The organism is Streptomyces sp. NPDC055239 (assembly GCF_053606205.1).
In genome coordinates this window covers 17,055-30,878 of the sequence record NZ_JBSGRD010000007.1, presented here as the reverse complement: position 1 = coordinate 30,878, position 13,824 = coordinate 17,055, and the positions used below count along the sequence as shown (strand labels likewise).

Annotated in this window: 13 protein-coding genes and 1 pseudogene; 6 read left to right on the top strand and 8 right to left on the bottom strand. The window is 71.1% G+C overall.

Annotated features, from left to right (window positions below):
- Positions 1-106 precede the first annotated feature (106 nt).
- Positions 107-571 (top strand): annotated as a pseudogene (locus tag ACWFRJ_RS22565) (SDR family NAD(P)-dependent oxidoreductase); the annotation flags it as partial.
- A gap of 153 nt (positions 572-724) precedes the next feature.
- Here the strand turns inward: ACWFRJ_RS22565 and ACWFRJ_RS22560 are convergent.
- Together ACWFRJ_RS22560 and ACWFRJ_RS22555 are read right to left on the bottom strand one after the other, a co-directional pair.
- The gene (locus ACWFRJ_RS22560) at positions 725-1,903 is read right to left on the bottom strand and encodes a cytochrome P450 family protein (RefSeq protein ID WP_453533623.1); all 1,179 of its coding nucleotides are present in this window, start codon (positions 1,901-1,903) and stop codon (positions 725-727) included.
- 571 nt (positions 1,904-2,474) lie between these two features.
- On the bottom strand, positions 2,475-3,440 hold the full coding sequence (locus tag ACWFRJ_RS22555) for a pirin family protein (RefSeq protein ID WP_453533620.1): 966 nt from the start codon (positions 3,438-3,440) through the stop codon (positions 2,475-2,477).
- A gap of 196 nt (positions 3,441-3,636) precedes the next feature.
- Here ACWFRJ_RS22555 and ACWFRJ_RS22550 point away from each other — a divergent pair, with 196 nt between their 5' ends.
- Complete coding sequence (locus ACWFRJ_RS22550; protein WP_453533617.1) at positions 3,637-3,984, top strand: tetratricopeptide repeat protein; 348 nt, start codon at positions 3,637-3,639, stop codon at positions 3,982-3,984.
- A gap of 109 nt (positions 3,985-4,093) precedes the next feature.
- Here ACWFRJ_RS22550 and crcB (ACWFRJ_RS22545) read toward each other — a convergent pair whose 3' ends face one another.
- From crcB (ACWFRJ_RS22545) to ACWFRJ_RS22535, 3 genes are read right to left on the bottom strand one after another with little or no spacing between them, the layout of a single operon-like run.
- Positions 4,094-4,468 (bottom strand): fluoride efflux transporter CrcB, encoded by a 375-nt coding sequence (gene crcB, locus ACWFRJ_RS22545; protein ID WP_453533614.1) that lies wholly within the window; start codon positions 4,466-4,468, stop codon positions 4,094-4,096.
- A gap of 22 nt (positions 4,469-4,490) precedes the next feature.
- Entirely contained in the window at positions 4,491-4,925 is a 435-nt protein-coding gene (crcB, locus tag ACWFRJ_RS22540; protein WP_453533611.1) for a fluoride efflux transporter CrcB, read from the bottom strand.
- A 54-nt stretch (positions 4,926-4,979) separates the two neighbouring features.
- The gene (locus tag ACWFRJ_RS22535) at positions 4,980-5,345 is read right to left on the bottom strand and encodes an ArsR/SmtB family transcription factor (RefSeq protein ID WP_389906500.1); all 366 of its coding nucleotides are present in this window, start codon (positions 5,343-5,345) and stop codon (positions 4,980-4,982) included.
- Between the two features lie 103 nt (positions 5,346-5,448).
- Here ACWFRJ_RS22535 and ACWFRJ_RS22530 point away from each other — a divergent pair, with 103 nt between their 5' ends.
- Complete coding sequence (locus ACWFRJ_RS22530) at positions 5,449-7,473, top strand: heavy metal translocating P-type ATPase (RefSeq protein ID WP_453533608.1); 2,025 nt, start codon at positions 5,449-5,451, stop codon at positions 7,471-7,473.
- 78 nt (positions 7,474-7,551) lie between these two features.
- Here ACWFRJ_RS22530 and ACWFRJ_RS22525 read toward each other — a convergent pair whose 3' ends face one another.
- Entirely contained in the window at positions 7,552-8,979 is a 1,428-nt protein-coding gene (locus tag ACWFRJ_RS22525) for a dihydrolipoyl dehydrogenase family protein (protein WP_453533605.1), read from the bottom strand.
- 144 nt (positions 8,980-9,123) lie between these two features.
- Here ACWFRJ_RS22525 and trxA point away from each other — a divergent pair, with 144 nt between their 5' ends.
- The gene (trxA, locus tag ACWFRJ_RS22520; protein ID WP_389906497.1) at positions 9,124-9,513 is read left to right on the top strand and encodes a thioredoxin; all 390 of its coding nucleotides are present in this window, start codon (positions 9,124-9,126) and stop codon (positions 9,511-9,513) included.
- Between the two features lie 75 nt (positions 9,514-9,588).
- On the opposite strand, the gene ACWFRJ_RS22515 is transcribed toward trxA, so the two are convergent.
- Positions 9,589-10,629: a LacI family DNA-binding transcriptional regulator gene (locus ACWFRJ_RS22515; protein ID WP_453533601.1), complete on the bottom strand. Its 1,041-nt coding sequence runs from the start codon at positions 10,627-10,629 to the stop codon at positions 9,589-9,591.
- Positions 10,630-10,811: 182 nt separating this feature from the next.
- Between ACWFRJ_RS22515 and ACWFRJ_RS22510 the strand changes: the two genes are divergently transcribed.
- Together ACWFRJ_RS22510 and ACWFRJ_RS22505 are read left to right on the top strand one after the other, a co-directional pair.
- A complete protein-coding gene (locus tag ACWFRJ_RS22510; protein ID WP_453533598.1) occupies positions 10,812-12,221 on the top strand; it encodes an amidase in 1,410 nt (469 codons plus the stop codon).
- Positions 12,222-12,331: 110 nt separating this feature from the next.
- On the top strand, positions 12,332-12,763 hold the full coding sequence (locus tag ACWFRJ_RS22505; protein ID WP_453534599.1) for a type II toxin-antitoxin system PemK/MazF family toxin: 432 nt from the start codon (positions 12,332-12,334) through the stop codon (positions 12,761-12,763).
- Here the strand turns inward: ACWFRJ_RS22505 and ACWFRJ_RS22500 are convergent.
- On the bottom strand, positions 12,748-13,629 hold the full coding sequence (locus tag ACWFRJ_RS22500) for a TIGR02452 family protein (protein WP_453533595.1): 882 nt from the start codon (positions 13,627-13,629) through the stop codon (positions 12,748-12,750). The genes ACWFRJ_RS22505 and ACWFRJ_RS22500 overlap by 16 nt on opposite strands.
- Positions 13,630-13,824 lie beyond the last annotated feature (195 nt).

Here is a 13,824-nt window from a genome sequence, read left to right as displayed (position 1 = left end):
AACATGCCGCAGTATCGATGTCAGAAACAATCATTGACGACAACAATGATTTGTCTTGGCTTCCTTTCTGCCCGTGCCTTTCGCTGTCTGCCGAAGGAGTTTCCCCGTGCCGGACTCATACACCATCGACCTGAGCGGCAAGGTCGCCGTCGTCACCGGATCGGGGCGTGGCCTCGGGCTCGCCTATGCATCCGCCCTCGCTCGTGCATCACGGAGGCAGGCGTGCGCGCCGTCGAGGAGTATGACCGACGACGACTTCGACGCGGTCGTCACCACGCACCTGCGGGGCACCTTCACCTGCGCCCGCGCCGCCGCCGTACGCATGCGGGAGCAGGGCGAGGGCGGCAGCCTGTTCCTGGTCGGCTCCCCCGCCGAGCAGCGTGGCAACTTCGGCCAGACCAACTACGCCGCCGCAAAGGCAGGGATCGCGGCCATGGTGCGTACGTGGTCGATGGAACTGGCCAGGGCCGACATCACCGTCAACGCGATCGTGCCGGTGGCGGCCACCGCGATGACCGAGACCATCCCCGCCTTCGCCCCGTACATCGAGGCCATGAAAGCGCGAGCGCCGCCGTGACGTACTGGCTGACCGTCCTCGCCGCACGGGGAGCACGATGGGCCTATCTGCGCGTGCGCGTCATCTCGATCGTCATGCCGATCACGATCATCACGAGCTGCGCGCCGCCGCTGACCGGTGAGGACGGAATCCGGGAGCGTCGATTGTTCACGTCAGGACGGGGAGAGACACCAGTCCGCGAACGAGGCGGGTACGCCGCCAGTCAAGTTGGTCTGGCGATACGGCAAGGCGGATTCCGGGGAACCGGGCCACGATCGCTCGTAGGGCGATCTCCGCCTCGGCCCTTGCCAGGGGAGCGCCGACACAGCGGTGGATGCCGTGACCGAAGCTGAGATGGGCGGCGGTGTCCCGGTTCAGATCGAGCTGGTCGGGTGAGGGGAACCGCTGTGGGTCGCGGTTGGCGGCGCCGAGCGACACCAGCACGGGGGCGCCTTCTGGGATCTCGGTGCCACCGAGATGGACAGCCTCTGTCGTGAACCGGAAAGTGGCTGTGCTGACGGGCGAATCGAAACGGAGCAGCTCGTCCAATGCGGCCGGCACATCGCCGGGAATTCTGCGCAGGCGATCCAGTTCGTGAGGGTGCTGGAGCAGCGCCAGGACAGCGTTGCCGAGGAAGTTGGTGGTGGTTTCGTGCCCGGCGACCAGCAGTAGCACTGCGAGGGAGACCAATTCCTCCTCGCTGAGGTGGTCGTCACCGTCGCGCGCCGAGATGAGACGGTCGAGGAGTGAATCTCCCGGACGCGCGCGCTTGGCGGCGATGAGGCCGGTCATGTAGTCGGCCATGGAGTGCGACGCTGCGTCGATGAGGTCCGGCCTACCGGCGGCGAACAACTCTCCGGACCAGCGCTGGACGTCGGTTCGATCTGCCTCCGGTACGCCGAGCAGCTCGCAGATCACGATGACGGGCAGCGGCACCGCCAGGTCGGCGACGACGTCGACCTGCTCGCCTGCGGGCCACTGATCCAGCAGGTCGTCGGTGACCCGGGCGATGAAGGGACGCAGCGCTGCGACGGCCCCGGTGGTGAATGCTCCGGTCACCAGCTTGCGCAACCGGCTGTGCTGGGGCGGGTCACTGGCCAGCATGCTGTGCGCGACCGCGGGGTGCAGGCGGCGCTGTGACCCCTTGTCCGCGAAGAAAGCGGCCGTGTCTTTCGAGAGCCGAGCGTCACCGAGAGCTTCCCGCGCTTCCGCGTAGCCGGTGACCAGATAGCCGGCGTGCCCACCGGAGCCGGTGGGCAGGGGCTGCACCGGGCAGGTGGACCTCATGGCCGCGTAGGCGGGATACGGATCCTGGAGAAAGCGGGGGTCCTGCGTCGGGTCGGTCATGCTGTCGGGCTCCGATCATCGCTTCCGGCAGGGCAATCCGTCGGCGAACCGGTCGGCCCTCGACGACGACGCCGACGAGCTTCTTCGCATAACTGTCCCTGCGACAGGTGAGTGGCGCCCCTGCCGGGCGGCTCCATCGCCGAGGCAGCACGTACTGCCAGAGTTTACGGCCGCGCTCACTCCCTCACGCATCGCTCCACTGTGCTGGCCGCCGTAATCCTGGGAGGTGGGACGGCCGCCGCTACGACCGCGAGCGCCGCGCCCAAGGAGGCCGGTACCCAGTCGTGTTACGGCAGCGCGACGAACTACACCCGCAAGGTGCGCGCGTGCTGGCTGGAAGGACATCCCGTGCAGCGGTTGGGTGACGGCGCCCAAGAATGCGTGGACCGTGGTGAAGAGCGGGGTCCCGACGCGCTGTCCCTGGGCCCGCTGAAGGGCCCAGGACCCCGGTGCGGTGAGACGACGGTACCGGGGCGGTCACGGTGCCGTCGTCGTTGCCCGGAGCCGACTGGGGTCAGCATGCGGCATGGACGGATCCGCCGTCGCCGGTTGACGGCGGCAACCGCACTGGTCAGCGCACCCGTCCCCGCGGCTTCAGCGGTACCGGCGGCAAGTCCGGCGCGGGGATGCGCTCGCCGTCGTAACCCTTCACCTCACCGAAGCGCGAGCCGGCCATCCAGTCCGAACGGGCCTGCGCGATATCCTCGTTCGACCGCCCGATGAAGTTCCACCACATGACCAGTTCCTCGTCGAACGGCTCTCCGCCGAGCAGCATCAGGCCCGCGTCCGACTCGGCGTGCAGCGGCAGTTCGGTGCGGCCGCAGCCCAAGTACAGCATCGAGCCCGGCAGTACGGGGACGCCGTCCACCCGGGTCTCGCCGGACATGCACAGGACGGCGTACTCGAAGTCGGGGTTCAGCGGGAGGCGTACGTCGGCGTCGCGGGTCAGGGTGAGGTCGGCGCCGACGATCGGGGTGTAGGTCGTGCCGGGTGAGGTGGTGCCGTCGACCGTGCCCAGGATGAGGGTCGCCGTCAGACCGGGGGCCGTGACCTGCGGCAGCTCGGCGTGGTGCTCGAAGCGCGGGTCGGTGTTGCGGTGGACGTCGGGCAGTGCCACCCACAGCTGCGCGCCGTGCAGGAGGCGGGCGTGCGATCTGGGGCTCTCCTCGGAGTGCGAGATCGCCTTGCCCGAGGTCATCAGGCCCAGTTCGCGGGGGCGGATCGTCTGGAGGCCGCCCGTGGAGTCGCGGTGCAGGACCTCGCCGTCGTGCAGCCAACTGACCGTCTGCAGGCCCATGTGCGGGTGGGGGCCCACCTGCATGCCGGGCTCGTCGGCGATGTCGTCCGGGCCGTAGTGATCCACGAAGCACCAGGCGCCGACCATGCGACGGCCCAGGTTCGGCAGCAGGCGGCGGACCTCCGTGGACTGACCGAGCTTGACCTTTCGGGGGCTGAGGAGTTCCCGGACCGGTTCGGCGACGACGAACCCGCGCCCGCCGCACAGGGACGGGACCGGCTCGCGATCAAGATTGCTCATGCCGCACAACCTAGACCCGTGGAGCACCTGCCGTCAGGGCACGCGCTCCGGTCATTCCGGAGGAACCGCCGCACCGGTGCCTCGGCGGTGGAAATGATCAGCGGATCAGTGGAACGGTCAGCGGAATTGGTTAGTGGAATTGGTTAGTGGAATTTTTAACTACCTGGGGTGGTTGGAGGGCTCGAAGGAGGCAACAGTGGACACGACGTACTACGACCACGGAACCGCGGCGGAGCGCTGGGAGCGCGCGCGGCAGTTCTTCGACGCCAAGGAGTACGCCACGGCGGCGCGCATCCTCGGCACCCTGGCCGACGAGGTGCCCGAGCAGGTCGCCCCGCGTCTGCTCCTCGCCCGGGCCTACTACCACTCGGCGCAACTGCGGCGCGCGGAGACCGAGTTGCGGGCGGTCATCGAGCTCGACCCCGTCGAGCAGTACGCCCGGCTTCTCCTGGGCCGCACGCTCGAGCGGCAGGGACGGGACGCGGACGCGGCCCCGCACCTGCGGATGGCCGCGGCCCTCTCGGGGGACTTCGCGGAAGCCTGATCCCGGGTCGTGACCGGCCGACAGACCGGTCACGCCCCCAGGGCGCCGATGGCAGCTGCCATCGGCGCCCTGGCCGTATCTCCCGACCCAGTTCTCCCGCCCCAGCCCGTCACACCCACACCGCGTCCGCCAACGCGACGCCCACGAAGACCGCGCCGAGCGCCGCGATCACACTGGCCACGGCATTGGCCGCCGCGTAGAACCGGGCGCCACCCTCGGAGAGCCGCAGCGTCTCGTACGAGAAGGTCGAGTACGTCGTCAGGGCGCCGCACAGGCCGGTGCCGAGGAACAGCTGGGTGTGCGATGAGGCGGCGCCCGCGACGGTCGCGCCGGTGAGCACGCCGAGGATCAGGCTGCCCACCACGTTGACCGCGAACGTCCCCCACGGGAAGACCGTGTCGTGCCTCGCCTGCACGGCACGGTCGGTGAGGAACCGCAGCGGGGCGCCGATCATCGCCCCCGCGATCACGCAGATCCAGTTCACCGACCCTCCCTGTTCCGGTCTGTCATGGCCGACTCCACGCCACGGCGCGGCGCGTCGCCCACGACGCACTCCACACCGCCGCGAGGGCCGTGAGCAGCGTCAGTCCGAGATAGGCGAGGCCCGTGCGGGCGCGACCGTGTTCCACCAGGCGCTCGATGTCCACCGCGTAGGTGGAGAACGTGGTGAAGCCACCGAGCACGCCGGTGCCGAAGAAGGGCCGCAGCAGTCGGTGCGGCGTCCGCATCTCGGTGAGGATCACCATGAAGACGCCCATGACGGCACATCCGATGACGTTCACCAGGAGCGTCGCCGTCGGGAAGGCGTCGGGAGCGGTCGGCCAGATCAGGGACGCGCCGTAGCGGGCGGACGCGCCGATCGCGCCGCCGACGGCCACGACCGCCACGACGGGCCACACGCCGCGCTCCGTCACCTGCACCACCCGCATCACCCGCACCATCACCCGCACCATCCGTACAGAACCAAGAGATCGCCTCTGAAGATCATCCTCAGGCTAGCCGCCCGCCGGTGCGTCCCGCAGACCGAGGCGCAGGTGCTCGACATGGAAGAGGGCCTGGTCGAGGAGTTCGGCGACGTGGTGGTCGTAGAGGGCGTAGATGACGGAGCGGCCGTGCCGTTCGCCGGTGATCAGGCCGAGGTTGCGGAGCAGGCGCAACTGGTGGGAGCAGGCCGACTGCTCCATGCCGACCGCCTCGGCAAGGTCTCCGGCCGCGCAGGGGCCCTCCTGCAGGCGGGCGAGGATCAGCAGCCGCGAGGGTGTCGCCAGGGCCTGGAGGGTGGCGGCGACGTCGGCGGCCCCCACGGTGTCCAGGCGTTCACGCGTGGTGGCGGTGCTCTTGTCGTCGACTCCGTGACCCATGGCGTCATCCTAGCGATGGCGCCACAACACATGAAAAGCTGTTCATTCATTCCTGTACGGTGTGGGCGTTGCCGCTTCCCAGCCCGTGAAGGGTTCCTTCGTCATGCCCACTGCCCTGCTCCCCCGCCCCCGCTCCGACCAGAGGCCTTCCGCCGGCCTTGCGTCGGCTCCACGCCGCCGCACCCGCGTCCTCGCCCTCTCCGAGGCCCGCTGGGCGGCGGCGGCAACGACCGCGTTCCTGCTCGCACTGCCGCTCCAGCTGGCGGGAGCCGCTTCCTGGACGTGGGGTGCGCTGTACGCCGTCGCTTACGTCGCCGGGGGCTGGGAACCCGCGCTCGCCGGGCTGCGGGCGCTGCGCGAGAAGACCCTGGACGTGGACCTGCTGATGATCGTCGCGGCCCTCGGCGCCGCCTCGATCGGGCAGGTGATGGACGGGGCGCTGCTCATCGTCATCTTCGCCACGTCCGGCGCGCTGGAGGCCCTTGCCACCGCCCGCACGGCCGATTCGGTACGCAGCCTGCTCGACCTCGCGCCCACCACGGCCAAACGGCTGATGGACGGGTGCGGTGAAGAGACGGTCGGTACGGCCGAGTTGAGGGTCGGCGACGTCATCCTCGTACGGCCTGGTGAGCGTGTAGGTGCGGACGGCGAGGTGCTCGATGGTGCGAGTGACGTCGATCAGGCGACGATCACCGGAGAGCCGCTGCCGGTCGCCAAGGAGGCCGGGGACGCGGTCTTCGCGGGCACGTTGAACGGTGCGGGTGCGCTGCGGGTGCGGGTCGGGCGTGACGCGGCCGACTCGGTGATCGCGCGGATCGTGGCGATGGTCGAGGAGGCGTCACAGACCAAGGCGCCGACCCAGCTGTTCATCGAGAAGGTAGAGCAGCGGTACTCGCTCGGCATTGTCGTCGCGACGCTCGCGGTGTTCGCGGTGCCCCTTGCGCTCGGCGACGACCTGACCGGGGCCCTGCTGCGGGCGATGACGTTCATGATCGTGGCATCGCCGTGCGCGGTGGTGCTCGCCACCATGCCGCCGCTCCTCTCGGCGATCGCCAACGCGGGCCGACATGGCGTCCTGGTCAAGTCCGCCGTCGTGATGGAGCGCCTGGGTCAGGTGGACGCGGTCGCCCTCGACAAGACGGGCACCCTGACCGAGGGAACTCCGCGGGTGACTGCTGTCCACGCGCTCCACGGCAGCGGCCTGACCGACGACACCCTCCTCGCGCTCGCGGCAGCCGCCGAGTACCGCAGCGAACATCCCCTGGCCCGCGCTGTCGTGGGTGCGGCGCGCGCTCGCGGCATGGACATCCCGCCGGTGACGGACTTCGCATCGGCGCCGGGTGTCGGGGTGAGCGCCACGGTCGGCGACGCCTCCGTCGAGGTGGGGGCTCCGGAACGGCTGCTCGGTACTCAGCCGACCGGCGACGCCCAGGACACGGCCGACGCCCAGGACACGGCGAGCGGGACGAGCGCGGATGTCCTCGCACGCGCAAGGCAGTTGGGCGACAGCGGCCAGACCGCCGTGCTCGTACTGCGCGACGGAACCCCCGTGGGCGTCCTCGGCATCGCCGACCGTCTCCGCTCGGACGCCGCCGCGACCGTCACCGCCCTGGGGTCGCTGACCGGCAGGGTTCCGATGCTGCTCACCGGCGACAACACGCGGGCCGCGGCCCGGCTCGCGGCGGAGGTCGGCATCAGTGACGTACGGGCCGGGCTGCTTCCGCAGGACAAGGTCGCGGCGGTGCGCGAGGCGGCGGGCGCAGGACGCAGAGTCCTGGTCATCGGGGACGGCGTCAACGACGCGCCCGCCCTCGCCGCGGCCCACACCGGCATCGCGATGGGCCGGGCCGGTTCCGACCTGGCGCTCGAGACCGCGGACGCCGTCATCGTGCGGGACGAACTCGCCACCGTGCCGAAGGTGATCGCCCTGTCCCGGCGCGCCCGCGGGCTCGTGGCGCAGAACCTGGTGATCGCCGGAGCGTTCATCGCCGTCCTTGTCACCTGGGACCTGGTCGGCAGCCTGCCGCTCCCCCTCGGCGTGCTCGGCCACGAAGGCTCCACCGTGCTCGTGGGGCTCAACGGGCTGCGGCTCCTTCGGGACGCGGCGTGGCGGGACGCGGGGACCTGAGCGGAAGGTCACGACACCCGGGGCCCGTCACTCATTGCGGTGACGGGCCCCGGGTCGAACACCTGGGCGCCGTACCGGCTACGCCCCGCGATAGGTCTCCAGGAGCCGCAGCCACACCTCACTGATCGTGGGATAGGCCGGAACCGCGTGCCACAACCGGTCGATCGGCACCTCCCCCGCGATCGCCACCGTCGCCGAGTGGATGAGCTCGCCCACGCCGGGGCCCACGAAGGTCACGCCGAGCAGGACCTCCCGGTCGAGGTCGACGATCATGCGGGCGCGGCCTTCGTAGCCGTCCGCGTAGAGGCCCGCGCCCGCCACGCCCGACATGTCGTAGTCCACCGCGCGCACGCGGTGGCCCGCGGATTCCGCTTCCTCGAGGGTGAGGCCCGCCGATGCCGCCTCGGGGTCGGTGAAGACCACCTGGGGTACGGCGTCATGGTCGGCGGTGGCCGAATGCGCGCCCCAGCGGTCGGTCTCCAGGAGGGGGACGTCCTGGGCGCGGGCGGCGATCGCGGCGCCCGCGACGCGCGCCTGGTACTTGCCCTGGTGGGTGAGGAGCGCGCGGTGGTTGGCGTCGCCCACCGCGTAGAGCCAGGTGCTGCCCTGCACCCGCAGGCTCTCGTCGACCGGCAGCCAGGAGCCCGGGTCGAGGCCGATCGTCTCCAGGCCGATGTCGTCGGTGCGCGGGGCGCGGCCCGTGGCGAAGAGGATCTCGTCGGCTTCGAGGGTGTCGCCGCCGGTCAGGGTCGCCGTGACGGTGCCGTTCTCCCTGCGTACGTCCGTGACCGAGACGCCGGTGCGGACGTCCGCACCCGCTTCCCGCAGCGCCTTGGCGACAAGCTCACCGGCGAACGGCTCCATGCGCGGCAGCAAGCCGTCGCCGCGCACGAGCAGCGTGACCTGCGAGCCGAGCGCCTGCCAGGCGGTGGCCATCTCCACAGCGACGACACCGCCGCCGACCACCGCGAGCCGGCCGGGCACATGGTCCGCGCTGGTGGCCTCGCGGCTCGTCCACGGCTTCACGTCGGCGATGCCGGGCAGGTCGGGCAGGGCGGCACTGGTGCCCGTGCACACCGCGACCGCGTGGCGGGCGGTGAGGGTCTGCTCGGTCCCGTCGGAGCCCGTGACGGTCACCTTGCGTGCTCCGGCGATGCGGCCGTGGCCGCGGTGCAGGGCCACGCCGATCGATTCCAGCCAGCTGACCTGGCCGTCGTCCTTCCAGTGCGAGGTGTAGTCGTCGCGGTGCGCGAGGACCGCCGCCGCGTCCAGAGGACCCTGCACCGACTGGCGCAGTCCCGGCACCTTGCGGGCGTCCGCCCGGGCGATGACCGGGCGCAGCAGCGCCTTGCTCGGCATGCACGCCCAGTACGAGCATTCACCCCCGACGAGTTCACTCTCCACGATCGCCACGCTCAGACCGCCCGCCCGGGCCCGGTCCGCTACGTTCTCCCCCACGGGACCCGCGCCAAGGACCACTACGTCGTACGTCTTCGAATCCGTCATGGAAGACAGTGTGGTCGCAGGTGTGCGACGTGGCCACATGGGTACGCGCGCGGAACGAGCCCGGGTGAGCGCGTGGAATACGTCTGCCGCCCGAGCCGTTGTGCACAGCGGCTCCGACCGACAGCAGCAGGAAGAGGTAACACCATGAGCAGCACGACTGTGGAGCTCACCAAGGAAAACTTCGACCAGACGGTCACGGACAACGAATTTGTCCTGATCGACTTCTGGGCGGAGTGGTGCGGCCCGTGCAAGTCGTTCGCGCCCGTCTACGAGAAGGCCGCCGAAGGCAATCCCGACATGGTCTTCGGCAAGGTGGACACGGAGGCGCAGCCTGAGCTCGCTCAGGCTTTCGGCATCCAGTCGATCCCGACGCTGATGATCGTCCGCGACCAGGTGGCCGTGTTCGCACAGCCCGGCGCGCTGCCGGAGGCCGCCCTGGAGGACGTCATCGGGCAGGCCAGGCAGCTGGACATGGACGAGGTCCGCAAGTCCGTCGCCGAGGAGCAGGCCAAGGCTCAGGCGCAGGAACAGTAAGGAAGACGGCACAACAAGGAAGACCCCTGAGCGGAGAGTGCGGAGAAGCCCTCTGAACAGATCTGAACAGAAGGGTCAGCTGGACTCGCGGTGCACCGCCGTCGCACCGAGTACGTCGTGCACCTCGGGCTCCATGCCCGGGTCACGCACGACCCGGTCGACGAGCTCCGCGAGTTTCTGACCCGACGGCAGCTCGATGCGGACCGTGCTGAGCCGCGGCCGCAGGAGCCTGCCGAGCATCAAGTCGTCGGCGCCGATCATCGCCGTCTCCTCGGGGACGGCGATGCCTTCGTCCTGCAGCGCCCGCATCAGCAGCATCGCGTACTCGTCGTTGTACGTGAACACCCCGTCGACGCCCAGAGTCCGCCAGCGTGCCGCGAGGCGGGCCGCAGACTCCTCGTCGTAGGCGAGGGGCAGCTCGGTCATCGTGGCGTCGGGGCCGTGCTGGGCGAGTGCGCGGCGGATGCCTTCGGCGCGCGGGCGGGCGAACGGCTCGAGGCCCCGTTCCTCGGGAATCACGACGCCGATGTGCCTGCGTCCGCGTTCCAGGAGGTGCGCCGCGGCGCAGTCACCCACAAGGCGCTGGTCCATGAGCAGCGCGTGGGCGCCCTCGGCCCGCTGCGGGCCCAGGGTGAAGACCGCCTTGGCACCTGACCGCTTCAGGACGCTCACTCCGCGCGCGCCGAGCCCCGACGCGTCGGGGGCGAGGACGGCCACGGGGCGCAGCTCGGCCCAGGCGCGGGCCGCGTCCTCGCCGGTCAGGCCTAGGCTGCCGTACTGCACGACGGTGTAGTCGAACCGGCTGAGCGCCCACTGCAGCTCGTTGAAGAACTCGCTGAAGAGCGGGCCCGCCGGGATCTGCGGCGTGGGCATCAGCACGACGCGGGTGTGCCCTGCGCGCAGGCTGCGAGCCGCGGCGTGCGGGACGTATCCGAGCTCCTTGGCGGCCTCGTGGACGCGGCGGCGGGTGGGCTCGCTGATACGGACGGCGCTCGTGTTGTTCAGGACGTACGAGACGGTCGCGCGCGAGACCCCAGCCAGGCGCGCCACGTCGGCGCTCGTCGGCACGGAGTACTGCGCGGGCTGCTGAGCGGTCTTGTTCGGTATCTGCACCATGGCGGGACTCATCTTTCCAGACGGCGCGAGGGCGCTCCCATGCGGGCGCCGGGGCGGCCCTGACTCCGCGTCGAAGTGCTCCCGGCCGCCCTGCGCGGCGCGAACTGCCCTTCCCTCGTACCGTGTTCCTCCCTCGCCGGTTAGCGTGCGTGCACCTGCCCGTCGATCAAAGGTGCCCCCACATGACTGCCGACCGTGCCGACGGCCTCGCGCGCACCGCCCGCGCGCTGGCCGCCGGAGAAGTGTCCTCAACGGCGCTGACGGAGCGCACGCTGGCGCGGATCGAGGCCTCGCAGCCCGTGCTCAACGCCTTCAAGCTGGTGCGCGCCGAGGCCGCGCTCGCCGAGGCGGACGCCGCCGACCGGGAGTTGGCCTCGTCCGGCGGAGCGGGACGACCGCTGCTGGGTGTCCCGCTCGCCGTGAAGGACGACACCGACGTGGCGGGCGAGCCGACCGCGTTCGGCTGCCGTGGCGACTTCCCGCCGAAGGAGGAGGACGCCGAGTCGGTACGACGGCTGCGGGCGGCCGGGGCCGTGATCGTCGGCAAGACCAACACGTGTGAGCTGGGGCAGTGGCCTTTCACGGAAGGGCCCGGGTTCGGGGACACCCGCAATCCGTGGCACACGGGGCACACCCCCGGCGGCTCGTCGGGCGGCTCCGCGGCCGCGGTCGCAGCCGGGCTCGTCCCCGCCGCCCTCGGCTCGGACGGCGCGGGCTCGGTGCGCATCCCCGCCGCCTGGACCCATCTGGTCGGGATCAAGCCGCAGCGCGGCCGCATCTCCACGTGGCCCTGGCCCGAGTCCTTCAACGGCATCACCGTCAACGGCCCGCTCGCGAGGACCGTCGCCGACGCGGCCCTGCTGCTCGACGCTGCGAGCGGCAATCACGACGGTGACCTGCACAAGCCGCCCACCATCCGCGCCTCGGAAGCGGCGACCCGCGAGCCGGGGCGGCTGCGGATAGCCCTCTCCCTGCGCATGCCGTTCACCGCGACCCCCAAGCGCCTGCATCCCGTGGTGCGCCGGAAGGTCACCGTCCTCGCGGACCGGCTCGCCGAGCTGGGACACGACGTCGAGGAGGCCGACCCGCGCTACGGCCAGATCGGCCTCGGCTTCCTGCCGCGCGCCACGGCGGGCATCACCGAATGGGCCCGCGAGGTCCCCGAACCTCATCTCCTCGACCCTCGGACCAAGGAGGCCGCCCGCCTGGGACGCGTCCTCGGCGGCGCCCCGCTGCGTCTCTCCCGCCGCGCCGAAGCCGTACTGCACCGCCGTGTCGGCGCCATCTTCTCCACGTACGACGTCGTCCTCACCCCCACCACCGCCACTCCCCCGCCCCGCATCGGCACCATGGCCTCCCTCAGCGGCTGGCGCACCGACCAGGCGATGATCGCCGCCTGCCCCTACGCGTGGACGTGGAACGTCCTCGGCTGGCCCGGCGTCAACGTTCCCGCAGGGCAGGTGGCCGGAGGTCTGCCGGTCGGCGCGCAACTGCTCGGGCCCGCGGGCAGCGAGCCGCTCCTGATATCCCTTGCCGCCCAGTTGGAGGCGGATCAGCGCTGGTACGAGCGGTGGCCGACGGCGGCTGCGTGAGGCGCGGCCCGTGGCCCGACCCCGCGGACCATCAGGCGGACCCGCCCCACGGGTTGGGCCGGACAGGTTCTACGGTGGCCCGCGTGACTGCCAACACCGAAGACCCGCAGATGAACGCGCACCCGGGCCGCACGGGCCGCACCGCGACCACCGAGGCCGAGCCGCGCGAGGTCGGCCAGGTCCAGACGACGTACGCCCCCGCCCACGACGGCGATCCCGACCCGGGCGAGATCGTCTGGACGTGGGTTCCCTACGAGGAGAACGACGGGCGCGGCAAGGACCGCCCCGTCCTCGTCGTCGCCCGCGAGGCGCGCGGCACGCTGCTCGCCGTGCAGCTCTCCAGCAAGCAGCACGCGAACGACAGGGAGTGGGTGCCGATCGGCAGCGGCCCCTGGGACCGTGAGGGCCGCGACTCCTGGGTCGACATCGACCGGGTCCTTCGGGTGCACGACGAGGGCATGCGGCGCGAGGCGTGCGCGCTCGACCGGATGCGGTTCAACCTCGTCGTGCGGCGGCTCCAGGAGCGCTACGGCTGGCGTTGAGCCGCGTCCCTCGACGCGCCCCTGAACCCCGCGCCGAACGCCTCCTCGAAGGCGGCCCGCGTCACCGCGCCGCGCGTGCGGTCGAGCACCCCGAAGACGATGTGCTCGAAGTGCCCGTGGAACCGGCCGCCTTCGTCGAGCAGCGTTCGGAACGCGCCCGCCACCTGCGCGGGGTCGTTCTGGAAGACCCCGCAGCCCCACGCGCCGAGCACGAGCCGCCGGTAGCCACAGGCAGCGGCGGTCTCCAGAACCCGCTCCGCCCGCCCGGCGAGGGCGGCCGGAAGGCGCTCCGCACGCTCCGGGGTCTGCCGCAGGACGACTCCCGCGTTCGGCGCCGCCGAGGTCAGGAAGCCGACCTCGTACGCCTCGTCGAGCAGCCGACCCTTGTCGTCGCGGAAGACCGGCACGGCCGGGGAGTGGATCACTCGGTCGCTGTAGAAGGGGTCGCGGTGGGCGCGGTGGTGGTCGTAGAACTCACGGGCCGAGCGCACGCACGTGTACAGCGCCGACGCGCGGCACAGCGCCTCTTCCTGCGCCTGGGCGCCGTTCAGATATCCGCCGCCGGGATTGCGCGCGGAGGAGAAGTTCAGGACGGCCACGGGGTCCGTGGCGGCGGCCGTGAGCCGGTGCGCGGCTTCCAAGCTGCTCTCGCCGCTGACCTCGACTACCGTGGAGCTCAGCTCGGGCGTCGTCACGTCCGTCACGTCCGTCACGTCGAGGGGCGCCGGACCGAACATCCGCGTGCCGGAGCGCGCGGCGTCCACCGCATCCGCGATCACCACACGGCGGCCGCCCGGAGCGGCATACCACCCTGCCGCCACGATCTCCTCGGTCTGCTGCGCGATGCCACGCAGTCGCGCGCTCATGCTCGCTCCCCCACTCCGCACTCTGTCCTGTCCCCCGTCTCACACATGAACGCATCGTGAGCTCTTCCCGACGTCCGCCGCAACAGAATTCCCTGGCATGGACTCAACCCCAGGGGCACTCTTGTGCGAACGGCCGACAAGGTCTTGGGTAGGACGAGCGCTGCCAACTCGGTCACACCCCATATCGAGTTGACC